The 23,933-nt window shown below is 41.3% G+C and carries 22 protein-coding genes; 8 read left to right on the forward strand and 14 right to left on the reverse strand.

The window, feature by feature from the left end; all coding sequences use genetic code 11:
- Positions 1-74: 74 nt before the first annotated feature.
- Positions 75-794 carry a hypothetical protein gene (locus V7K69_RS01050; protein WP_335030684.1) on the reverse strand — a complete coding sequence of 240 codons (720 nt, stop codon included), beginning with the start codon at positions 792-794 and terminating at the stop codon, positions 75-77.
- A gap of 456 nt (positions 795-1,250) precedes the next feature.
- Positions 1,251-2,696: a xylulokinase gene (gene xylB / locus V7K69_RS01055; protein ID WP_335030685.1), complete on the reverse strand. Its 1,446-nt coding sequence runs from the start codon at positions 2,694-2,696 to the stop codon at positions 1,251-1,253.
- Positions 2,697-3,055: 359 nt separating this feature from the next.
- Between xylB and V7K69_RS01060 the strand changes: the two genes are divergently transcribed.
- Entirely contained in the window at positions 3,056-3,505 is a 450-nt protein-coding gene (locus V7K69_RS01060) for a DUF6636 domain-containing protein (RefSeq protein ID WP_335030686.1), read from the forward strand.
- Between the two features lie 46 nt (positions 3,506-3,551).
- Here the strand turns inward: V7K69_RS01060 and bchE are convergent, their stop codons facing one another.
- Complete coding sequence (bchE, locus tag V7K69_RS01065; protein ID WP_335030687.1) at positions 3,552-5,144, reverse strand: magnesium-protoporphyrin IX monomethyl ester anaerobic oxidative cyclase; 1,593 nt, start codon at positions 5,142-5,144, stop codon at positions 3,552-3,554.
- Between the two features lie 502 nt (positions 5,145-5,646).
- On the opposite strand from bchE, the gene V7K69_RS01070 reads away from it, so the two are divergent.
- On the forward strand, positions 5,647-5,808 hold the full coding sequence (locus V7K69_RS01070; protein ID WP_335030688.1) for a hypothetical protein: 162 nt from the start codon (positions 5,647-5,649) through the stop codon (positions 5,806-5,808).
- A gap of 212 nt (positions 5,809-6,020) precedes the next feature.
- Here the strand turns inward: V7K69_RS01070 and V7K69_RS01075 are convergent, their stop codons facing one another.
- Together V7K69_RS01075 and V7K69_RS01080 are read right to left on the reverse strand one after the other, a co-directional pair.
- Positions 6,021-6,404 carry a hypothetical protein gene (locus tag V7K69_RS01075; protein WP_335030689.1) on the reverse strand — a complete coding sequence of 128 codons (384 nt, stop codon included), beginning with the start codon at positions 6,402-6,404 and terminating at the stop codon, positions 6,021-6,023.
- Between the two features lie 443 nt (positions 6,405-6,847).
- Positions 6,848-7,006, reverse strand: coding sequence for an alpha/beta fold hydrolase (locus tag V7K69_RS01080; protein ID WP_335030690.1), 159 nt, complete (start codon positions 7,004-7,006; stop codon positions 6,848-6,850).
- Positions 7,007-7,582: 576 nt separating this feature from the next.
- Here V7K69_RS01080 and V7K69_RS01085 point away from each other — a divergent pair.
- From V7K69_RS01085 to V7K69_RS01100, 4 genes are all read left to right on the forward strand, one after another.
- Entirely contained in the window at positions 7,583-8,938 is a 1,356-nt protein-coding gene (locus V7K69_RS01085; RefSeq protein WP_335030691.1) for a cytochrome P450, read from the forward strand.
- Between the two features lie 464 nt (positions 8,939-9,402).
- Positions 9,403-10,191, forward strand: a complete 789-nt coding sequence (locus tag V7K69_RS01090) for a tryptophan-rich sensory protein (RefSeq protein ID WP_335030692.1) — start codon at positions 9,403-9,405, stop codon at positions 10,189-10,191.
- A 519-nt stretch (positions 10,192-10,710) separates the two neighbouring features.
- Positions 10,711-10,956: a hypothetical protein gene (locus V7K69_RS01095; RefSeq protein ID WP_012408119.1), complete on the forward strand. Its 246-nt coding sequence runs from the start codon at positions 10,711-10,713 to the stop codon at positions 10,954-10,956.
- On the forward strand, positions 10,937-11,227 hold the full coding sequence (locus V7K69_RS01100; protein ID WP_335030693.1) for a hypothetical protein: 291 nt from the start codon (positions 10,937-10,939) through the stop codon (positions 11,225-11,227). Before V7K69_RS01095 ends, V7K69_RS01100 begins: the two co-directional genes overlap by 20 nt.
- A gap of 126 nt (positions 11,228-11,353) precedes the next feature.
- Here the strand turns inward: V7K69_RS01100 and V7K69_RS01105 are convergent, their stop codons facing one another.
- Positions 11,354-12,574: a glycosyltransferase family 4 protein gene (locus tag V7K69_RS01105; RefSeq protein WP_335030694.1), complete on the reverse strand. Its 1,221-nt coding sequence runs from the start codon at positions 12,572-12,574 to the stop codon at positions 11,354-11,356.
- A 741-nt stretch (positions 12,575-13,315) separates the two neighbouring features.
- Between V7K69_RS01105 and V7K69_RS01110 the strand changes: the two genes are divergently transcribed.
- On the forward strand, positions 13,316-14,986 hold the full coding sequence (locus V7K69_RS01110) for an MBL fold metallo-hydrolase (RefSeq protein WP_335030695.1): 1,671 nt from the start codon (positions 13,316-13,318) through the stop codon (positions 14,984-14,986).
- Between the two features lie 167 nt (positions 14,987-15,153).
- Here the strand turns inward: V7K69_RS01110 and V7K69_RS01115 are convergent, their stop codons facing one another.
- From V7K69_RS01115 to V7K69_RS01150, 8 genes are all read right to left on the reverse strand, one after another.
- Positions 15,154-15,465, reverse strand: a complete 312-nt coding sequence (locus V7K69_RS01115; RefSeq protein ID WP_012408115.1) for a DUF6679 family protein — start codon at positions 15,463-15,465, stop codon at positions 15,154-15,156.
- Between the two features lie 592 nt (positions 15,466-16,057).
- Positions 16,058-16,276 carry a hypothetical protein gene (locus tag V7K69_RS01120; protein WP_114084135.1) on the reverse strand — a complete coding sequence of 73 codons (219 nt, stop codon included), beginning with the start codon at positions 16,274-16,276 and terminating at the stop codon, positions 16,058-16,060.
- Positions 16,277-16,538: 262 nt separating this feature from the next.
- Entirely contained in the window at positions 16,539-17,327 is a 789-nt protein-coding gene (locus V7K69_RS01125) for a Nif3-like dinuclear metal center hexameric protein (RefSeq protein ID WP_335030696.1), read from the reverse strand.
- 32 nt (positions 17,328-17,359) lie between these two features.
- Positions 17,360-18,109, reverse strand: coding sequence for a hypothetical protein (locus V7K69_RS01130; RefSeq protein WP_335030697.1), 750 nt, complete (start codon positions 18,107-18,109; stop codon positions 17,360-17,362).
- A gap of 285 nt (positions 18,110-18,394) precedes the next feature.
- Positions 18,395-18,808 (reverse strand): secondary thiamine-phosphate synthase enzyme YjbQ, encoded by a 414-nt coding sequence (locus V7K69_RS01135; protein WP_335030698.1) that lies wholly within the window; start codon positions 18,806-18,808, stop codon positions 18,395-18,397.
- A gap of 216 nt (positions 18,809-19,024) precedes the next feature.
- On the reverse strand, positions 19,025-20,107 hold the full coding sequence (locus tag V7K69_RS01140) for a glycosyl transferase (protein WP_335030699.1): 1,083 nt from the start codon (positions 20,105-20,107) through the stop codon (positions 19,025-19,027).
- A gap of 354 nt (positions 20,108-20,461) precedes the next feature.
- On the reverse strand, positions 20,462-21,655 hold the full coding sequence (locus tag V7K69_RS01145) for an aminotransferase class V-fold PLP-dependent enzyme (protein WP_335030700.1): 1,194 nt from the start codon (positions 21,653-21,655) through the stop codon (positions 20,462-20,464).
- Between the two features lie 93 nt (positions 21,656-21,748).
- Positions 21,749-22,207 (reverse strand): HIT family protein, encoded by a 459-nt coding sequence (locus tag V7K69_RS01150; RefSeq protein ID WP_335030701.1) that lies wholly within the window; start codon positions 22,205-22,207, stop codon positions 21,749-21,751.
- 264 nt (positions 22,208-22,471) lie between these two features.
- On the opposite strand from V7K69_RS01150, the gene V7K69_RS01155 reads away from it, so the two are divergent.
- Positions 22,472-23,932 carry a TM0106 family RecB-like putative nuclease gene (locus V7K69_RS01155; protein WP_335030702.1) on the forward strand — a complete coding sequence of 487 codons (1,461 nt, stop codon included), beginning with the start codon at positions 22,472-22,474 and terminating at the stop codon, positions 23,930-23,932.
- Position 23,933: the final 1 nt, after the last annotated feature.

Consider the following 23,933-nt stretch of genomic DNA (forward strand, 5'->3'; position numbering starts at 1 on the left):
CTTAGCTATCCGCTAACGGAACTGTTTTGCCCACTGCCCCCTGTCTCTTTTCAATGCCCCATACCCTATGACCATTAGGGTAAACGTAGATCGGATGCGATCGCATATAAGTAAGGTTGAAAAATAGCCAAATTTTCCAGTTGCTCAAACTTACCTGTCTGCGTACCTGGATCAAATGCAGTGGTAATTACGTAAAGTTTACTGCCATCAAAGGCAACATGACCGATATGTTGCTCTTTTACTCCACCTTGTTCCTTGAGTCCGGCAAAGCCATAGCGGATTCCCTGAAGTTTACCAATCGGTACTGGTTGCGGTGGGTAGGCTGAGAAAGTAATCTCTTTTCCATATTCACTCTGACGGTCTTTTGCAAATGCAGCGTAGTGGTCTGCAACCCAAGCTTTAAGTACTGGTAATACCTGGGTTTGGTATTGGGAACTTTGGTAGTCCACTTGGGAACCACTTGGAATACCAGCTGCTAATAGTTTTTTTCGGAAATCCTCATTGTTTGTTAGTGGGTAAATGTTAATCTCAACTGTACCCAAACGTTTGCCCTTGGAAGAGACACACAACAGGGGTGCATTTCCCTCACAAGCCGCAACTTGCCAGTTAGTTGGAGCAGCAGTATTTCCCAGGATTTTCTGCCAGATATTACCCTCATTAGAGGTGGTAAGTTTTCCAACGGCAGGGGATTTTACCTCTTTGGGTGGAGAAAATTGGGGAAGAACAAATTTTGCTCCCACTGGTATTGACACCAGCAAAATAGAACCTAGTAATAAATGATAAAGTCTTAACATTTTATTGATTATCCAGAGTCAAAGATGGCAGACTAACGATATCTACAATACTTTAAACAGGGGGAGGTCGCTTCTATTCTCTATAGGAATACTATTTGATTTTTGAACAAGACTCAGTAAGGATCTATCCCTTCTTTCCTATTTCAAAACTATTCCTGAAAGGAAATTTTACCTTTTTTTCTCGTGGCAACAATGTACAGAAACTTCGTTTTTGCTAGCAGGTTGTATCTTCTAAGGAATATTGTTACAAGTATCGTATTAAATATTAAATCTATACATAAGAGTTTATTAGCGATCGCTCTCCAGGTGGGGTCATCTGACAAAATCGCATTGCTCCCTTCATCAGGGTCAGCATTACAAACGTGGTTCGGGGGCTATGGCTTGGTCTTGGTCGGCGATGAAGTGGTCGAGTTGTTATCTTCTTCAAGTCACAGCTACGGACTTGAGGCAAAACTTCTATGAGATTGTTTTAAGTCGTGGATAAAGGGATTGATATCGCATCCAAGCCTCTTCAAGAGCTGAATCAACTGCTTGGGGAGTTGCAACAAGGGTTGGTGTCGCTGCCAGTTTGCTTGTATCATTAGCATCTGCATATACGCCAATGCCGATACCAGCCAGTAGAGCAGCACCACGCGCGGAAGCAGCAGCAACGGTAGTTGCATAGAGGGGTATTCTCAATACATCAGCCAGTAATTGTTTCCAAGGCATTTCTACGGTTCCACCGCCTGCTAAACGCAGTTCTGTCGCTTTAAAACCTGTTGCCTCAAGTGCCTCAAAACCTTGTCGCAAGGCAAAAGCAACTCCCTCTAAAGCTGCCCGCATCAGGTGCGCCTGTGTGTGATGAAGCCCAAGCCCCACCCATGCGCCGCGTATATAAGGGTCAAGGTGTGGAGTTCGCTCACCTGTAAGGTATGGCAAAAATGTCAACCCTTCACATCCTGGGGGAACAGAAAAGGCTTTAGTATAGACTTGCTCCCAGCTCAAGCCAAGGATACCTCGCACCCACTCAAGCGCTAACCCCGCATTTTGCATTGCTGCAAGGGTGTACCACCCATTAGGTAGGGCGGCTCGATATAAATGTGTACGACCATGAGGATCGAGAATTGGTTGGGAGCGAGGTGTAATGATTTGAGCGCCTGTGCCAATGGTTAATTGAACCAAACCAGGCTCTAGTAGTCCGTTACCAAGTGCTGCTGCTGCTGTATCCGCAGCACCAGCGATCGCTCTTAAGCCAACTTTTAAGCCAAGATGTTCTGAAGCACTAGCTGTTAAGTAACCTGCGATCGCACTTGAAGGGATAATTTTCGGCAACCAATCACAACGTAGATTCAGGGCTGAGATTGCATCCCATGCCCAGTTGTCTGATACAACATCGTAAAGCAAAGTACCACTAGCATCAGATGGTTCTGTTGCGACTTCTCCAGTCAACCGTAACCGTAGCCAATCTTTTGGCTGAAGTGCCCAACGCGCTTGGGCGTAGACAGTAGGCTCGTGTTCTCGTAGCCACAGCAAAGTTAAGCCAGCCATTCCAGCTGTAATCGGATTGCCCAATCGCTCTAGAATAGCGGCATCGAGTGAATGATAAGTGTTAAGCGTGGTACTAGAACGAGTATCTGCCCAGAGGATAGCAGGACGCAGTGGCTCACCCGACTCCGAAGTTAGGACAACACCATGCATCTGTCCTGAAAATGCGATCGCCTGTACTTTATCGGCATGATTTCCCACTGCCTTCCTAACAGCCAAGGCAACAGCTGACCACCAATCCTCTGGCTCTGACTCAGCCCATCCGGGATGAGGTGCATGAACAGGATATGAGCTTGATGCTTCACCTATTGCGGTTCCGTCCGTAGCTAGGAGCAATGCCTTAGTAGAGCCTGTTCCTAAATCTATACCAAGCAGCATTAGGCTAGTCCTCAAATACTTAAAAGTTAAGAGTCCCAAATTTTTTGTTATTCTAAATCCGTAGAAATGCTGGGAATATCTATTAGATTGTTAGTTTATTATCTCAAACATTGCTGTATTCCACTGCGAGGGCAAAGAAAGAGCGAAACTATGGCGATCGCATAATTCATATTTTCCACTCGACTCTATCTGGTGATTGAATAAGTGTGATGCCTACCCGCAAGAAGCAATCGCTATAATGGCGTGGCGATCGCCGTTGAGAAAAACTTTCTCATTTACTGAAAATTCTAGAAGCCTGGTAACTTCTGAGAATTTTCTTTATAAATTAGTAATCTTGAATAAATAAAACGGATGCTTTTATGTGGTTAAAAACTTTAGAAGGACAGAAAATCTTGGTGTGGTCGGTTTTTCTGATCATGGGAATAAGTTCCTCCAGTTATGCTCAAACAGTTCCTGACAGTTTTGTGACTCCTAGCGGTAATATCCGGTGCATAGTGGTAGGAGAAAACAATAATGCACTGCGCTGTGAAATTGGTAGTGGACTAAATCCGATACCGCCTCAACCTTATCCAAATTATTGTGAATATGATTGGGGTGGAGGCTTTTTATTATCAGAGTACGGCAAACCAGAAATACTCTGTATTAGTGACACATTTGAGCCTAATTACAACCTATCTTATAACAGTACTTGGAAGAAAGCAGGTTTCAAATGTATATCGCAACGAACTGGACTAACGTGTACAAATGCTAGTGGCAATGGTTTCTTTCTCAGTCGTGAAGGGTGGAAGATATTGAGCAGCGATAGATAAACTGACTGCCTCAAGATACACATAACACATATTTGGTAAATCCTACTTAAACTTGTTCTTGCTCAATTTGTGGCAGTTCATTAGGTGCGCCGCAGGCAGAAATATTGCCTGTAAAATTTATATCTGCCATCAGTTCTGGATGTTCTTGCTTTTGCTGAGTGATTTGTTCGCGGCTGAAAATCTTCGATTCATCAAAACCTAGCTCAATTTCGGTGTGTAAACCTTTGTACTTAACTCGTTTAAGGTTGTAGAAACGTTTGTTGAGAGTTGTTTTCACAAAAGCCTTCAAGCAACCTAAAAGATACTTGCGTTTAAAGGAGTCTTTAACAAACCAATACTCAATGGTTTTGCGGAGGTAAAAACGGGCATAGTTTCGCAGTACTCCTTTGAGAACATCCTCCCGTTCCATTGCATCTGGTTTCATAATTGGGGTGACAAAGTTATATTGGGAATAATCCCGAACTTCTACGCGATCGCCTAATTCTTCAAATAACTCGGAAAATGGCCAAGGGGTAAACATATTCCAGTTAGCCATGTCTGTTTGCCAATCCAAAGCCATCTGATAGGTTTGCTCAATCGTCTCTGGGGTTTCGTTCTCTAAACCCATAATAAATTGAGCTTCAGCAACCATGCCGTTTTGCTTTAACAGTTGAATCGCCCGCTTGTTTTGTTCGATAGTCGTTTCTTTACGGAACAAATTCAACTTTAACTGTGCAGCTGCTTCTGTACCCAAGGAAACATGAACCAGTCCTGCTTTTCGGTAGAGAGGTAATTCTTGCTCATCCCGCAATATATCTGTTACTCGTGTATTGATTCCCCAATAAACGCCTAGATTGCGGTCGATCAACTCGTTACATAGGTCAATAAATTTAGGTTTGTTAATGGTTGGTTCTTCATCGGCAAGAATGAAAAAACCAACTTTGTGCTGTTTCACCAAGATTTCAATTTGATCGACAAATTTCTTGGGAGTGCCAGAACGATATTTGCGCCAAAATTTCCACTGCGAACAAAAACGGCAGGTGAAGGGACATCCTCTAGCATAGTTGGGAACCGCCACTCGCACGTTGAGGGGAGTATAGATATATTTGCTCCAATCTAACAAGCTCCAATCTGGAGTAAGAGTATCCAAATCAGCGATCGGGGGATGGGCTGGTGTAGCGATGACTTGCCCATCTTCTAAGAAGGCAATGCCTAAGATATTGCGGCGCTCTATATGATCTGTACCATTAGCGATGGCATTCAGCAAATTAACTGTAATCTCTTCTCCTTCGCCGCGAATAATGTAATCTACCCAAGGAGCTTCATTGAGAACTTCATTGTACATATAGGTAGGGTGAACCCCACCCATAATTGTCTTGGCTTGAGAGCAAACTTCTTTAACTATCTTTAGGGTTTTTTCAGATTGGTAAATCATCGGCGTGATTGCTGTTGCCAACACAACATCCGGCTGATGTTTGGCGATCATTTTTGCTAAAGCATCATCAGAAATATCATCAGTCATGGCATCAATAAAGCAAATATCACTCAAGCCAGCCGTCTTTAATGCTCCACCAACATAAGGAACCCAAGAAGGTGGCCAATTACCAGCAATTTCTGCACCACCAGAATGATAATTGGGTTGAATCATCATAATTTTCATAATTTACCTCCTAATTCTTACCAGAGGACTCAACGATTGAAAATATCTCGCCTTTAACACTTTTACTTCGACAAAATTCCCTCTTCAAACAGAGAAATACTTAGAGATAAACTTTTGCTTTCTTGAGATGAAATGAAATAAATATGCAAAAACTTACCAATTAAGTTGCTAGTAAAAATTTGTTATCTTGCGATTATTATTTTCACTATTGAAATTAATTCATTACATAACTATACAGCTATGTAAGTTTTAGAATAAAGAAATTTTCTCAAAACTTAATCTTTATAAACCAGTTAAAACAATACGTACCAGTATGCAGTATAATTCATAAGGCAGTACCTATGGAAATGTAGTAATATTCACCTATCTAAAGGTAAGTAGGTTGGCGCAATTAAAGCTAACTGGTGAAGGCTGTCCTTTGTCATTGGTCATTAGTAAGGACTTTAAGCCTATTTACGTTTCGTAATATATTTGGGTTTTTCCGCGCCAACTTACTTAGAAAATGCTTAATCAAGAAATTTCTCTAGTAAGTAAGACCCAGAATCCATATCTAGAACGTCAGCAAAAACGAGAATCAAATGCGCGAACATATCCGCGTCGTATTCCTATTGCCATTAGCTCCGCTCAAGGTATTTATATTAAAGATACAGAGGGAAAATCATAACAGGTTTTAGTCGTACCGGAAAACTATATGCTTTTGAACATAGCGGCATTATTCCAGATGTATTAGGCGTAGAAATAGTTAATCCTAATGGCAAAGCAAATCCGCAAGGCATTTATCCACACCATCCATTGATGGCTCGTTAGATTCAAACTGAGTGCTTCCCAACAAGGGCTGATTTTAGAGCTAGGAGGTCGCCACAGTAGTGTAATCTCTCAAGAAACACATTGCCAAAGCATAGAGAATACAGTTAGCTTCTCCAGCCGAGTTTGTAAATCTACGATTAGATTCTCTCCATTTCGTCGCGCTTCCCATAAACCAGAGTAGCGACCAATGCTCCACTTTCCTTGCATATAATCTTCGTTTTCTGAGACTGTACCTGTGTATCTAACTGGTGAAGGTGAAGTTATTAAATAAATCTTTGTAAAGCTGATATTACGCCCAATTACCTCACCACTAACAGTCGCTTCTCCTAAATAGTTATCATCTAAAATAGAACCCTTGAAAACATTTCCACTTTGCACAAAAGTTGCTTCAAATCGACTTGGCATTTCATCTTGCCAGTAAGTTCCTAACCAATTACCATTTATGTCCGCCATAGGAGTTTACAGTAATTTATATTTTTTAATCTATATTACTATTTTGTATAGCGTTAACGTGCCAGAAAAGATTGGCTTAACTAATATCCAATCGTCCTAAATATAATTATTAGTTTTACAAGCATAAACTATACTCGTCAACTGGGATACTCTGTAGTTGCTAGATAAAATATTTGCCAATTCAATGTAAGAAATATCCAAACCAGTTCACTTTTTAACCAATTCAGCATAGAATAAGCAATTTGATACATGGAGCCGTAAGATTTCCATATTTTTCCTAAATCTTCTACAATTTTTTATTAGGTTGTTCTGCTATACATAAATACGCTTTAGTAAATGCGATCGCTAGCCTCGGAATTGTCGCCTATTTTTTGGCATTAATAAGGGAATATCTGCTAGAAACGGTATTTTTACGGGGTTTCTAGCGACAATGGCAATCGAGTTTAGGTTTTGAGGAATGTCAGTAGATCGGGGACAATCCGTGGTCTGTGCCCAGATAAGACCTTTAGAGTCGCTCCCTTGACAATCTGCCAGGAGAGAAGAGCAGAGTTAGCGATCGGCACAATTTGGTCGTCGTCACCATGAACGATCAGTGTTGGCACGTCGAACTTCTTGAGGTGATCGGTGAAGTCAGTTTCCGAGAATACCTTGATCCAGTCGAGTGCGCCCTGGAGACTTATCTGCATACTCTGGAGCTAGAATTGCTGACGGAGACCTTGCGAGACTTTAGTATCTGGTCTGTTGGCACCGTACAATGACTCACTCAGATCCTCACAGAACTGGGAATGATCGTTTGCGACACCTGTGCCTCAGTCTTTGTAATATATCTGCGTGCCATCTTTCGTTGCGATCGCACTCATATTTGTGTCACCTTTAAATTTGTCTTAAACTCCAAAACCAGAGTGTTCAAAACTTTGACTTTACATGAACTCTACAACAGTAATGGGAGACTACAAAAAACATATTACCAGTCGTGTTTTAAGTTTATTGTTGTGTAGTATGTATATGGGTTATGACAGATGATATCTTTTTTCTTGGCTTGTGCCTAAGCAATCATAGAACTTTTTGGCTTACTGACAAAGCGTATTTAAGCAAAAATCCCTCTATGTGATGAAAAATTGAATATTAATGGTAAATTTAATGTTCTTGAATACACACAAAAAGAGAGGATTTTTGCTATGGTTGCCGATGTATTCGAGTTACCAGCACCGTCGGTAAACTCTATTGTTGGACATTTATTTGAACTCGGACAAGACCCATTAGGATTTCTTACCCGTTGTCGTGACTATGGTGATATTGTTCCCTTACAATTAGGGTTAACATCTAGTTGTTTAATAACCAATCCTGAATATATAGAAGAAGTTCTCAAAAATCGCAACGATTTTATTAAAAGCCGAGGCTTACGTGCCTTAAAAAGTTTACTAGGAGAAGGGTTATTAAGCGCAGAAGGAGAATCTTGGTTTTGGCAACGTCGTCTTGCCCAACCAGTATTTCACCAAAAACGGATTAATGGATATAGCCAAACAATGGTTGAGTACACCAACCGAATGGTTCAAACTTGGCATGATGGTGAAACTCATGACATTCATGAAGATATGATGCGCTTGACGCTGCAAATAGTTATGAAGTGCATATTTAGCGCTGACGTAGATGCAGGGGAAACAAAAGTTGTTGCTAATGCGCTAGATGTGGCAATGCAATGGTTTGAAAGTAAGCGACGGCAAAATTTTCTGGTATTGGAGTGGTTCCCAAGACCTGAAAATATTCGTTATCGTGATGCTATTACCCAAATGAATGAAGCTATTTATAAACTGATTCAAGAGCGTCGCAACGGTGGGGAAAAAACTAATGATTTGTTGACAATGTTAATGGAAGCGAAAGACGAACAAACTTTTCAACAGATGGATGATAAATTGCTACGGGATGAAGTCGCTACCTTAATGTTGGCAGGGCATGAAACGACTGCAAATACTTTATCCTGGACATGGATGCTCTTGGCACAAAACCCCGGAGTGCGTGAAAAATTAGAATCAGAGTTAAATCAAGTTCTGCAAGGGAAGTTACCAACCCTCGAAGACCTTGGGCAGTTGGTTTATACACAACAAATTATCAAAGAATCAATGCGGTTATATCCTCCAGTACCTCTCATGGGGCGAGAAGCAGCAGTAGATACTCAGATTGGTGATTACGAAATTCCTCAAGGCATGGCAATCATGATTAGCCAATGGGTAATGCACCGTCATCCAAAGTATTTTGAGAATCCTGAAGCTTTTCAACCAGAAAGGTGGACACAGGAGTTTGAAAAGCAGCTACCTAAAGGAGTATATATACCCTTTGGAGATGGGCCAAGAATTTGTATTGGTAAAGGTTTTGCTCAGATGGAAGCGGCTTTGTTATTGGCAACTATCGCTCAATGCTTCCAAATAGATTTAGTGCCAGGATATCCAATCGTGCCACAGCCTTCAATAACCTTACGCCCAGAAAATGGTCTGAAGGTGCGACTTAAGCAGATTGCATTAGGCACTTCTAAATAAATTCTAGTTAATGACATTGAGGAGCTAAGAAATGGCAGGCAATGTTCACCCTGACATTGCCTCTAAAATATATTCATTAAAGACTTCGAATAGCAAAAAATTAACTTAAAATTTTAACTAACATTCAGGTTTATAGTCCAATACAGTTCAGTTACATTTAAGGAATACTGGCAAAAACTTTGGTTTTTTGAGACGCGATAAATCGCCGTCTTTACAAGTGTTTTAGCGACACGAACAACTAAATTTTATCGGCAACGCAATAGTCTCTATTCTTATTGTTAATATGCTTAATCCGCGATCGCAGTTTTAGCATTTGGTTTTGAAATCATACAGTTGCCGAAAGTTCAGGGTTTATGTAACCTTAAAACCAAGAGATCATCCCTGAGTATAAATACTCGTCTTGGTCAACGAATCACAGAGCAAAGTTATGGTTACAGTCACAAAAAGATAACAGTTAACATCCTATGCAGCAGTCCACAAGAGGCAATTACCGGGATTTTTGGCGACAGCTTGTTACGTTGGCAGCAATCTTTGGTGCTTTCGTTATCAACGTAGTATCGAACGTTTTTCCACTCAATGGACTCAGTATAGGGGAAATTTCTAATACTTTATTTAAAAATGTCCTGATTATCCCTGCCAATTACGCCTTTGCAATCTGGGGGCTGATTTACCTTGGGTTGTTTGCTTTTGGGATATACCAAGCTTTACCTAACCAACGAGATGAGCCTGATTTACGTAAGACAGGTTATCTGTTGGTGATTGCCTGTGTTGCTCAAAGTATCTGGGTATATCTGTTTTTGTCTCGGCTTTTTGCTCTTTCTGTAATTGCAATGCTTTTGATTCTGTTGCCCCTGATTGGTGTTTATGTAAAGTTAGAAATTGGCAAATCGCGTGTACCTAGGTTGAAAAAATGGTGTCTTCACTTTCCGATCAGCATTTATCTAGGCTGGATTAGCGTGGCGACCATTGTCAATGTAGCGTGTGCCTTGTATTTTCATGGGTGGAATGGTTGGGGAATTTCTGCTATAACATGGACTCTGATCATGGTATTGATAGCAACAGCAGTTGCAGCAGTTATAGTTATCCAGCATCGAGACATCGCTTATGCAGGAGTAATACTCTGGGCACTAGTAGCAATCGCACTCAAACACTCTGATAACTCAATACTCAGAAATACCGTGTTTGTTTTGGCAATAGTCCTAGTTTTGACCGCTACAATTAAAAGCTTACGCCCCCAACAAGAAAATATTTAACCCGGATTTCTCACGTATTGTGTGGTTCGGGTGGGGAGTGTGGGAGGTGTGGGAGGTGTGGGAGGCAATGCAGCGCTCATTGATGTGCAGTTATTCAATTCCTCCTCTTTCTCCCCACACTCCCCACACCCCCCACACTCACGCTCATTTCTCACTTGTGAGAAATGCGGGTTAACTGCGATCGCGTACCTATCCACCCTAGGCTTACGCCCCAGGCATATTTTCACATTTCCTCGCTTGTGTTCTGGCAAGCGCTTTCGCCTTTCATAAGTATTTATACGGTTTAAGGTAAACATTGGCTTGTCTTTGACATTAAGTGAATGCCAATGTATTTTAGTGTAGCGATCGCACTTAGATCGGAATTGTTAAGCTTTCAGTCTTGTTTGGATAATTTTCGATACATTACCGCAAATGCGCTGATACTTTATTTTCCCCTCTTCATAAATTCCGCAAAAACACCGTTACGCTATTTGTACTTGTGATCAAAACTAAGAACATCCAGTTTATTAGGGCGTGTTTATGACCAACCCTGTAACGACGGTTATCCAAGTCAATCTGGAGATGGCTCTAGAGGTAGCTCAAGAATTGGAGCAAGCTCCATACACTCAACTCGGTGCTTATTGTTTGGAGATTTTACGGGAAATAGGATGTCCTGGTACCGAACTCCCTGTTAACTTACAAACTCGCGATCAACAGTTAAACTTTATCACAGGCTTTGCATCTTATGCTTTTGGGGAGGTACAAAGTGTACAGAGCATTAATTGAAGACATTTTCTATGATCCCGAAGAGACAGAAGAGACAGAAGAGACTACTTTTCCCGCTACAGATAAAGATTTGTTGATTTTAACAGAAAGATTTTTAGCGTTTGAAATTCCTTCAAAGGTTTTCTTACAAGCTATAGCCATTGCTGATTATGACGGTGCAGCTGCTTTCCGCTACGTTGATAGTTATTTAAATACTCTCAAGAATAAGAATAAGCGTAAGCATAAAAAATTACTGGTTTTAGGTGCTTCTACTAGGTTTGATAATAATTGACGTGTTTCTTTACAAGCGAACTAACAACAAATACGATCTAGATCACATAATTTGCCCGACCGATGCAGAGACGTTGCATTGCAATGTCTCTGCATACATTTGTTAGAGACCGATCAGAAAAAACAATTAGAATTTATCCACTAGACAAACCTGTTCATAGCTTTTACCAGCGATATCCCAAGTGAAATCTGTTTCTACCAGATGTCTACCGTTATGAGACAATTCTGCACGCAGATGTGGCTGATCGAAGAGTTGACTAATAGCGGTGATGTATTCCGTTGGTGTATTTGCTCGTAATGCCCGTAATGGATGACTAATGCCATCTACAGCTAATCCTTCTAAGCCGCGATCGCTAGCTACTATAGGTACACCAGCGGCCATTGCTTCTAAAGTTTTATTTTTAATACCAAACCCAGTCCGCATGGGTACAACACAGATGGTACATTTATGCAAGTATTCTACCATTGAAGGCACACGCCCAATTACATTAATTCCTGGTTTTTGATCGAGTGCTAAAACTTCTGACACTGGATGAGAACCGACGATATCGAAAATTGTATCAGGATAAAGTTTTTGGATTGCTGGCAAGACTTCGTTACTGAAGAAGCAAACAGCATCAATGTTTGCCAAATTATCCATTGCGCCAATAAAAATTAAGTGATGTCCTCCTGGATCGGTGCTACGGTTGGGGAAAGAAACTAAATCTACGCCATTAGGAATAACTGTAATTTCACTATTGGGGTTAAATTCTTGTAGTTGGATTTTATCTTCTTCTGTTGTCACTACAATTGCCGAAAACTTACTACAGTAGCTTTGCTCATAACGCCGTAGAAGCGGTAGATTAATTTTGTCTCTCAGGGAATTTTCTGAAATGCCTGTGGCTAGTTGGTTGCGACAGGTAGCGTAAACAGAACTATGAACATTCACTATAGTTTTTAGCTGTTTCTGAAAATGCGATTGCACATAAATTTCATTGACGCTATGTTCACAGGTAATTACATCACATTTCCCTGCTTCCACCCAGTTATCAACCCATCTTTGCATCTCAATTGAGTAGCGGTTAAGTACGCTTGGCGGTGTCCCTTCTTGCAAAAATCGACCAAATCGCTGTATTTTCTTCAATATTCCAGTGGTTCCAGAATCTGAAGGGCGTTCAAAAATGGCTAAATGATCTACACAATTGCCTAATTCTGCTACTTCTGCATCTGTCACATCGCCCTCGCGTTGAGTAGCGAGGGTAACAGTATGGCGTTGACTCAGGTATTTAAGTAAATGAAATGTCCTGACTTGGGTTCCCCCGCGCGTTGGTGGGTAGGGAAAGGTAGAAGATAGCATTAAGATGTTCATATAAGTTATGAATCAAATGTGATATGTACACCATGACCTCATTGGAGGCTGTATGTCATCATTTGATTTACATCAATAGACAATGCGTCGACCTCTCTTTAAATCCAGAACTACGCCGAAAACAGTGAAAATTTTAGTTTAAATTCAGATGGATGGACAGGTGAACCGAAAAGTTCTACAATCTGACTGATTGTGGTAAACTTACCTATTGCCCAATCCACATAAGCATAGTAAAGATTTTCTAGTGATCCGGTTTGATTGCGGAAGCACTAAATTAAGATAAGAAAGTCTTGAGTAAGGGGCAGCAAACAAATGGATGTAAAGCTGATTCTAGCTGGATTAACAGTTATCTTCACGCTTTCGTGCTTATTCTTTGGCACGAAAAACGGATTCTATGATTCAGATAACTATCACGGCAACGGTTCCGCACATTGAAATAAATCTGTAGAGGCTTGGGCGACTTTCCGTCGGGTGAGTTTGCTAAGACGCTCAGAAGTTGTAAAGGTAAAACACACAAGAGGCAAACTCCTTTAGCTCCTAGTTTGATGGCTTTTTGTTAGCCCACCTTTCCGAACCAGTGCGGGTTCGGCTGAGGCGTCCTCCCCAATCAAAAATCTGTATTCTCAGGGTGTAGGGGCGCACGCTAAAACTTACCCCTAAGTCACAAAACCAAAACTTGTGTAACGTAACTTTTGGCTTTTGGGATATGTCCATGATGATGAGGTTGGAGGGGAGGACAGTATGAGGGATAATCTGTCGGCATCTTCTAGCGTAGATGCTGCGGAAGCTGGTACTGAATTAGAATGTTTGCCCTATAGTGTCCAGCATTACGATGAGGGCGTGTGTTTATTGGTAAAGATGGGGCCACACCGCATCCTGTTAGACTGTGGTATGGAAGATATTTCATCGTTGGCTAAGGGACTTACTAGGTCAGAACGTGCATCTAGTTCGCCCCTACCAGCAGATTTAGTTTTGATTAGTCACGCCCACCCAGACCACTCCAGAGGCTTGCTGGCACTACATAAAGCTTTTCCTAAGTTACCTATCTATGGTAGCGAAGTAACCAGCAAGTTACTGCCACTGAATTGGCTAGACCAAGATGCTGAGGAAATTTCCAAATTTTGTCATGCTTTGCCGTTGCGATCGCCTGTGGAATTTCAAGATGGTTTAGTCGCAGAATTATTTCCCGCCGGGCATCTACCAGGGGCAGTGGCCATTCTCCTTACCTACACCACCAAGCAGCGTACTTACAAATTACTCTATACAGGGGATTTTTTCTTATCAAATTCCCGGTTGGTAGAAGGTTTGCGTTTAGAAGAACTGCGGGGCTTAGACTTGGATGTGCTGATCATTGAAGGCAGTTATGGCACATCCCGTCATCCTCACCGACGCAACCAGGAAAATCAACTAGCAGAGCGAATTAATCGGGCGATCGCTGACCATTGTTCTGTAATCCTTCCCACTCCTGCTTTAGGATTGGGTCAAGAGATGCTAATGCTGTTACGCTCTCATCACCATTTCACCGGAAGAGATTTAGATATCTGGGTGGATGGTGCTGTCGCTACTGGCTGCGATGCTTACCTAGAACTGTTACCCCATCTCCCTCCATCTGTGCAAAACTTCGCCCGCCATCAACCCTTATTTTGGGATGAACGGGTACGTCCTCGCGTGCGTCGTTTACAAGCAGAACATCGTCCCACAGTGGGCAAGTCACCTTGTATAGTCCTCACCGACTCTACATCTGATTTAGGCGAACACTGCCAGCTAGACACCGGCCCTTGGCTGATCCTTCTCCCAGAAAAAATTGATATAAAAGTTAATAAAGAATATTTAGCACCCACCACTGTTGAAAGCTATCTTTTGGCGCAACATAGTGATGGCCCTGGTACTACGCAGCTAATTCATAACTTGCGACCCCAGCACGTCATTTTTGTCCACGGTTCTCCTGCTTACTTAGCAGACCTGACTAGCTTGGAAGAGTTGCAAAACCGCTACCATATACATTCTCCGGCGGCTAACACCTTAGTAGAATTGCCTATTGGCGACACATTCTTGCAACCGGCAGCACCAGAGACTAACTACGAAGGCGAACTGACAGAGTTGGGAACAGTAATCACAATTACCCTACCCAATATGATTACTGCCGATCCCCGTTGGCGGCAATTTGCCGATACTGGTTTAATCGAAGCTCGTTGGCAAGGGGAAGAACTAGTCTTAAGGGGATTGTCTCAACGAGAAATTCTTAGCCAAAATAGCGATCGCTATACATGGACGGATGTCGACTGTTGTGGTACTTGCCGACATCAAAGGGGACAGAGGTGTTGGAACCCAGCTTCGCCGTTGTATAACTTTAAGGTAACTCTCGAAGGTTACTGTCCTGCTTTTGAAGGTTTATCTAGTGCTGAGTCCTGAGTTAGGATTTATGACTTAGAACTCGGCACTAGGCACCAGTGGCTTTTCCCTTGACGCTAGGCTCTCCCTTTGGGGCAAGGGGAGAGCCTAGCGAATAAGCTGGCAGAATCAGAAACCAGTCACCTCCAACGAGAAACCTGTTTTTAGTACTGGCTCCTCAACACTGATTATTCTGGATTCGAGTCAGTGTAACGGTTGTGGATGCGTTCAGCTTCGGGACAGTCTTCAGTCATCAGAGGTTCCACATTTCCGCGTGGCACTGAAGCCAGTTTTTGCGTTACAGCACCAATGCTCTCGAGGCGAACCATTTCTTCCCAAGAACAAACTTCGTCCTCTTCTTCTGTTTCATAGCGTAGGGTCACTAAATCTCCCTCTATGTCGATGATGCGGGCGCGTTCAATCCAGCGTTGCTGGTCCCGCAAGAAAACACATACCTCGCGCCCATCGCAACAGAGTTGATAAATCTTGCGGTGTAGCATGTACTGTTTCTGCCTTTTTAAACAACGTAGTTAAACCTGTCAAAATCTGGGTTCTACCCCATTACATTACACCTTCGGGAGGTTAATTTCACCGTTGAGAACAAGTATGCTTTATCACTCGATGCCAAAATTTGCCTGTAGTTGTCAAAATATTGGGAAATATTGGGTAATAAATCATGAGTTGCTCTGGCAATGAATTCAATCTCCTTTCAGCTTATTCTAAGGAACGTCTGCTTCATAGAAGTCAAACAATTCGGAATCTGTCCTAATCAGGTTCATATTTCTTGGTGAGTCATTCTTACCATTATGTAATAAATAATACTCCAAAACAATCGTTGATTGCGGTTGTTTAATCTGCCTACTTTTACTCATTGGCATTGCTGGGAAGTCCGGGGACTCGGCTTTACTTTTACCCACTTGTATCTGATCTTAACTCATTCTCTTGCTGACCTTGATGGTTTTCAGCAACAACACCCAAAGAGTTTTGAATTTTTAAGGTTTTTTGCCTGATGATGGGTAAGAGAATGGAATATTGAGTGAGCATAAATACTTGCAACAAGCTTTCCTCGGTTCCTCTGGTTCTTTTGGAGGATCAGGAAGATTTATGTGGTAAGGGAAATTCTATAAGCAAGTTCGATGAAGATGCTTCTCGTTTAATTCTACCTGCACGAACTGCATCATATAGGGCTGCAAGGTCTGGCAAATCCTCTGACTGATAGCATTTAGTAGCTAGCACTTGCTGGAGTAAACCCTCAGATTCAACACTAAGATATCCAGTTTGGAAAGCAGATTCAACAATTGTGCGAATCATCTTGGTTAGGACAGAGTAAACAATTTGTTACATCAAGTGTGGAACATTTTTTTCTGCGAATAGTTGATATGGAACATTAATCCTATGTGATTATAATTACACATAAACAGTGATCCGTATCACAGGAATGCTATTAAATATAAGACTTAGATGAGACAAATCGGTGTATACGGTAAGATTTTAATACAAAGATATTTAGGATTAATCTGGGTAAGCTAAATAGTTTGACAATCAATATTAAAATATAGTGAAATATAAGCAATCAAGCAAAAAACTGGCGGAAATCTTCATCCTTTTGGCTTAATTGCACCCAGTCTAAGTTTAGGGACTGGAATTTTTGCACCAAGCGATCGCAAGCCGGACGTTCAGTAGCGTAATGTCCGGCATCTATTAAAATAAGATTGCGGTCGCGGCTTTCTTGAAACTGATGAAACTTACAGTCAGAAGTCAGATAAGCCTGGGCACCAGTTTTGGCGACAGCTGAAATATAACCAGCCCCCGAACCACCCAAAACAGCAACTCGTGAAATTATTTGCTGTAAGTCATCAGTTGGGGAAAAAATTAAATTAGGGGGAGCAAGTCGGGTTTGAATAGCTGTGAGTAATTCCTGTAGTGTCAAAGATGGCTCTAGCAAACCAACACGACCATATCCTAATCCTGCTTGTGTTGGTACTATGGGAGTAACTTGCTTTAGTTCTAAAATTTGAGCTAATACATCAGCTGTACCATCTTGTACTTGGTCGAAATTGGTGTGAGCGCTGTAAATACCAATATTGTGGGTAAAAGCTAACCTTACCATTTCTGCGATCGCTTCACCAGTTCGTAAAGATTTGAGAGGATTAAAAATCAAGGGATGATGGGCAAATATCAGATTAGCATTTTCTGCGATCGCTTCTTGCATTACTGCCAAAGTCGGTGTCAAACAAACCAAAACCCGTACTTTTTTCTGCAACACTCCTGGTTCAATCTGCCAGCCACAATTATCCCAGCTTTCACACCAAGCGGGATTTGCCCATGCTTCAAACCAAGTAATTAAATCAGCAATTTTCATAATTATTTTCTTCAGCAATTTTTAATTACTAATTAGTGTTTCTGTGGTTGAATATTTAATTTTAATGCTAATTCCTGGCGCATCTCCTGGAAAGGTCTGTTCCATATAGGGTTAGCATTCCAATTCCATGCCGCTACTGGGATAAGTTGTTCCTCAGCAAGACAAGTTAGCAGACGGTATTCATCTTCTGGTTCACGAGAAAAGGTGAAAGGATTGCGGTAGCCAGTCTCACACAGTTTATAAGATATAACCTGACCATGACTAATACGTTGTAATAGCTCCTTACCTTTAGCGAGCAAATAATCTAAAAAAACTAGACTAAAAGGTTCTATGTGTGCGCGATTTTGTGGCTCTTTTTGTACCCATCTTGCCCAATCAAATCCATACATAAAATCATGCACATAACGAAAGCGCATTTCCGTTTTATTTCCAAACATCTCCGTCAGGGAAATCATCTTTTCATCAAAAACTTTTAAGAAAGGAATAGCACCCTCATCTGCGGTTAAGGCCTGTCTAAGCATACTATTTACCAGAAAATCAAAATCCCAGAAGATATTTTCTGGGAAATTTTGCAATTGAGTACGGACTATGTTTTCGAGAGTTTGTTGAATGGTTGTGATAATTTGAATGTCAGTATTTTGTTCAGTAATTAAATTTTCCAATTCTGCAAAGCTGGTCATTAATGTCTTTTCGGGACTAAGTGACAATAAATTAACAGACTGCTGGGCAAGGATTTCATCAATAAATTGAAAAGTATGAGTTGGTGTTAATTCTTGCTTCATAGTAATAGAAATAGCCCAGACAGCTTACACTTAATATTAGTGTAATCGGTAGAAGTAGATTATTTAATAATCACAAATAAACTTAACTTTTAAATTTACAAATATACACGAATTATTGAGTCTATATCTAGTTAGTTTTGTATCAATAATTTTCATGAGAAAGCTATCACGGCGAAATTTATTTAATGTATATCACCATGAGTTTAGACAATTATACCTAAAATGTAGGCATTATTCCAGAGTATTTAAACTCTATAAAACTACAGCTTCAATAAAACGAATTGGCTATCCAGATATGTGAATAACCAATTCTCTTAAATGACTGTACTGACGGTGTTCCCAAATATAAATTCCTTGCCAAGTTCCCAGTACTAAATGACCTCGATTAATGGGGATATGTTCAGAAGTGTGGGTGAGTGCAGTACGAATGTGTGCTGGCATATCATCGGGGCCTTCTGCATCGTGAATATATTTGCCTGATTCTGGGACAAGTTTTGCCATAAAATTGGCTAAATCCACAAGAACATCAGGATCAGCATTTTCTTGAATAACTAAACTGGCTGAAGTGTGGCGCAAAAATAAAGTACAAAGACCAGTTTCAACCCCCGATTCTGCGACTGCGGCTTCAATTTTAGTGGTGATGTTGTAAAAAGATTTGGCAGTAGTAGAAATTTTTAGTAACTTTTGGTAGTGAGTCATTTAAAACAATAATGATTGATGACAGTAAAAGCTAATTAGCAGTTCAATCTGCTGTATTTGTTTGTTGTTTTGCTGTTGGTTGATCGCTAAATTGAGTATGGTTATTATAAATCTTTCTGAAGCCAGTTAACATCTGTAAATTGCATTCTTCAGACGTAGATTTATTTATCTATGGTTCGAGTTCGTATTATTACATTAATATTGTTTTCAATAACTTTATTTTATCTGTAAATAATTGAGAATAGCATGAGCGATCGCTTCATTACCATCCTTAGCAATTAGCTGGGATTGCTTTGGTAGTTGGGGTAACTGATGCAGAAAATCCCAAGTCCCTTGAAAAAACTCAGATGGGGTGATGATTTGATGCTGGTTATAATTTGTTATGCCTTCTAGTAGAAAAGTTGCTTCGGCAAAGTCCTCACGGGGAATAGTAACAATAGGTACTCCCAAGAGTGTAGCTTCAGCAAAAGTACTGTAGCCAGGTTTAGAAACGACTCGCCCACAAATAGGCATAAAATCTACTGGGCGGTATTTACGGTCATTAATTTTCACTAAATTGGGTAAATCAGGCGCAGATTGATCAAAGACGATAAATTGCCAATCTGGAAATCGCCGCAGGTTACCGTAGGGAATTTGCTGCAAACCGAAGCCGCCAAAGGTCAACAAAACAGTTTTTTCGATAGGTGCAGTTATTCCCCAAAGAGAACGTAAATCATCAGCAGAGTAATGGGGGGAACCGCCTGTTAGACCAACATCTGTGATATTGTTGAAAGCTTGCATCGGTTCGTGGAAAGGGAGACGAAATAGGCGATCGCACTTTGAGTACCAATCACTAATCCAATCTGCAACTGCTGTAAATTCGCCTCCCCAATCTCGATAGATAAAGTCCCAGCCAAAGTTACTCATCATCCAGCAAGGGATATTTGCACCTTTGGCAAACCCAGGAGTCAGGAAGGAAATATCTGCCAAAATGAGATGAACGCGATTTTGGCGGATAAAATTCACTTCTGAGGCAATCAGCGAATTTTGATGTTTTTTAATATCGAGCAACTTTTCTAAAGTCGCTACTTTATCCATTGTCAAACTATCGGTTTGTACCACACCCAAATCAAATGCACGGGGACGATAGATGAAATCGCCTTCTATATAGCACTCTAGCAACCAGCGCGGGGCAGTGGTAACAAGAATGAGCAAAATTTCTGGACATAATTTTTGAATTGTCGCAGCGACGGAAGCCATACGGGTAGCATGACCAAAGCCGTGGTTCGTGATGGCTAAGTATAAGATTGGGCGTTCCATTTAAAAGGTAGGAGGTAGGAGTTATACGAATTATGTATTGAAGATGCGTCAAATTATATGAGCAACGAACCGCATAGACACAGAGCGGCTTCCCGCAGGGTAGGACACAAAGGAAGAAAGAAAATTTGGTGTAACCTCACAAAGAATTGGTATTAGGAGTTAGAACTTAAAATCATAATTACTAGACTGATAACTCTAGGACTTACGCAAGAGTTACGGAATAACGTAGACGCTTCGGCTTGCCGCAGGCTACCACAGAGGCTCAGTATTTCGACTTCGCTCAATAACCGGGCACGGAGAAATAAGAGTTTGAGAGATATTTTGCGTAAGTCCTAAACTCATAACTCCTAATTTTTAACTAATTTTGCAAAAAGTTTGAATGGCCTCAACTAATTGGTCTATTTCTGATTCTAAAGTCAGGTAATGGATGGTGGCACGTATACAGCTAGGATCGGCAATTGTCCGAGTTAATATGTTTTGTGAGTCTAAAAATTGTACTAACTTGAGATTTGCTTGGGGCTGATTATTTACAAGTTGGAACGATACTATACCGCTTTCGGGTGGGGAAGTTCGCAAACATTTAACATCGGGTAGCGCTACTAAGCGCTGCCAAAGATAGCCACTGCTTTGACAAATTTGCTCGTAACGTTCCTGTGAAGTCCCCCATTGCTGATGAATTGCGATCGCTTCCTTTAACGCAAAATACAACGGATAAGCTAATGTAGACACTTCATACCGTCGCCCATCAGGAAGCCAGTCCACAGGCTGAGATTGACTATCTACAACAATGCCATTCAAGCCAATAAACGTAGGTTTCAGGCTTTCTCGTGCTTCTGGACGAACATACAAACCACCAGCACCGGCAGGGCCACATAACCATTTGTGACCAGTGAAAGCATAAAAATCTACACCCAATTCTGTTAAATTTAAAGGCAATAAACCAGCAGATTGGGCAGCATCTATTAATAAAAAAGAATGATTATTTCTGCATACTTCGGCAATTTTATCAAGGGGTAAAACTTGACCAGTATTCCAGAAAACATGACTTAATATTACAAGACGGGTATTAGGACGTAAGTGTTGAGCAATAACTTTTACAGGGTCGCCCTCATTTAAAGTCGCTTTCAGAGGACAGGTGGTAACTTCTACCGCAAATCTCCGCGCGATTTCTTGTGTGGTGGCAATCACGCCTGGATGTTCGCAGTCTGAGAGCAGTATATGGTCGCCAGAATGCCAGTCAATGCCCCACATAGCGATATTACAGCCAACTGTAACATTCTGGGTAAGGGTAATTGCTTCACTTGGTGCATTTAACTCTGAAGCGATCGCAACTCTAGCGGCTTGAGTCTGCGGCGCTATCCAACGATACGCCTCATTACCAAAGGGGCCTATTTGCTGAACATAAGCCTGAGTTTCGGTCATAGCATCCATTGCCCTTTGGGGCATTGGCCCTTGTCCCCCATAATTGAAATAGGTCTTATTGGCTAAAGCAGGAAATTGCTCTCGATGGCTTTGCAGCTTGGTTTGGGCGACAGAAAGACTAGTCATAATTAAGGGATATCTGTTGTTTACAGCCTATTGATACTTAGTATCAATGGTAAAAATAGGGATGAGATTAATTTAAGCGATCGCAGCCAAATCTTATCTCGTAATCAGTAACGATAAATGCTCTTTGACTGTTTTTCCTAAATTCTGTGCTGTTTGAGGCGTAATTAGATGGTGTTTGAATTTTGATACATGAAGCCACGGGGTACTTTGGCGATCGGGATCAGACTCATAGCGTGGGAAGAGATGCCAATGAATATGTGGCTCACTATTGCCATAACAGGCATAATTCATTTTCCACGGACTAAAAGCATTAACGATCGCTTGTCCTGCCAGCATCACCTCTTGAAATAAGGCAGACTGGATAGGTGGAGGAAGTTCATGCAACTCTCTAATATGTTTTTTTAGAAGAATTAGGGAGTATCCGCCATGAAATTGATGATCGCCAATCACAAAGATTGAATGCTCAAATTCGTGGATGAAGTAAGGATTTTTACCGCTTCTCCAGAGTGTGACACGCTCACAGATGAGGCATGGCTCATGTTGTTCTGTCATGTACCCTTGTAATGATGGATAAAAGGTGATTTTGTCATTCTCCCTCATCTGTCAACCAAGAGAAACGCAAACACTTAGCTGTTGACAGTATAGAATAAACGGCAAATCAGGTGTAAAGGTGTCACCATACCCCATAGGTGAAGCAAGCTACGCGTAGCGTCTGTCTACGACACGCTGCGCGAACGCAGAGAAGGTATCGCCACTTGCAAACTTTAGTTGTCTAAGTTACTCCCACATAATACTAATTCTTGTTAACTTAAAAGAATGCTAATTAATGCTGAACTCCTACTGCAATACCAACGTTGTAAACGCCGAACTTTTCTAGATATCCACGGTGACAAAAGTCAGCGCGATGCACCCAATGAGTTGCTGCGAAAACTGCAACAGGACAAAATCGCTCATCAGCTAAGTGCTTTGGCACAGATGACTTACCACCAACCAGATTATTCTTATGGAAACTGGGAAATAGCAGAGCAGGCAACTTTAGAATTGATGGAGCGTGGCGTTGAGTATATTTATAAAGGAGTACTGCTAGCAAATTATTCTGATGAATATACCCTGCTGAGTCGCCCAAATTTACTTGTGAAACAGCCAGGACAGTCTCGTTTTGGAGATTGGATGTATGTCCCGGCTAGCATCGAACTAGGTAAGCGCCCTAAGCAAGAATATCAAGTTGTCGCTGCATTTCATACTCAAGTCTTGGCAACAGTGCAGGGAGTTGTACCAGAAATAGGTTTGCTGATACTGCGAACGAAAAACAGCAACTATACGGTGGATTTGTTTAAATGGATTCCACGGATGCAGCAAATTCTGGAGGATTTTATTGAAGTTTTAGAGTTACCGAATCCGCCAGAGGTGTTTATTTCTCGGCAAAAGTGCAATTTTTGCCATTGGTATAGTCAATGTTATGCGATCGCTCAATCTGAAAAACATCTCTCACTATTACCAGGTGTAACACCTCTTCGCTACACTCAACTTCAAGACGTAGCCATTACCACACTAGAATCTCTTGCTAACACCAGTCCCAGCACCTTAGAAAATCTAGTTGGTTTCGACCCGAAAGTAGCACCCAAACTAGTAGTGCAAGCTCAATCTGCATTGGAAAAACGACCCCTAATTTTACCCTATCCGCTACCAATAGAAGATATTACATTCACAGCACCCATAGAGCTTTACTTTGATATTGAGGCACAGCCAGACTTAGATTTAAATTATCTTTTGGGGGTTTTGGTCGTTGATAGACTTGCCAATACAGAACAGTTTTATTCGTTTTTAGCAGATAAACCAGAAGACGAAGAATTAGTTTGGCAGCAATTTTTGGATTTAGTTTGGCAATATCCCGAAGCGCCAATTTATCATTTTTGTGTCTACGAGTTTGATACAGTCAAACGCCTAGCAAAGCTTTACAACACTCCCTACGCTTCAGTGCGTCCTGTACTGAACCGATTTGTGGATGTGTATGAACAATTAACCCAAAGTGTAGCATTACCTGTAGAAAGTTATGCCCTCAAAGCGATCGCGCGTTGGTTAGGATTTGAGTGGCGGGAAAAAGAAGCTAGTGGTGCCAAATGTATTTACTGGTACGATCAGTGGCTAGAAACTGGCGATCGCACCTTACTAGAAATTATCCAAAGCTACAACGAAGATGACTGCCGCGCTACCCACAGAGTCAAAGACTGGCTTGTAAACTTTTTTCAGGAAAAATATGGTTTGCGACTAGCTTAAG

Origin of the sequence: Nostoc sp., assembly GCF_036917775.1 — a bacterium.
Taxonomy (GTDB): domain Bacteria; phylum Cyanobacteriota; class Cyanobacteriia; order Cyanobacteriales; family Nostocaceae; genus Nostoc.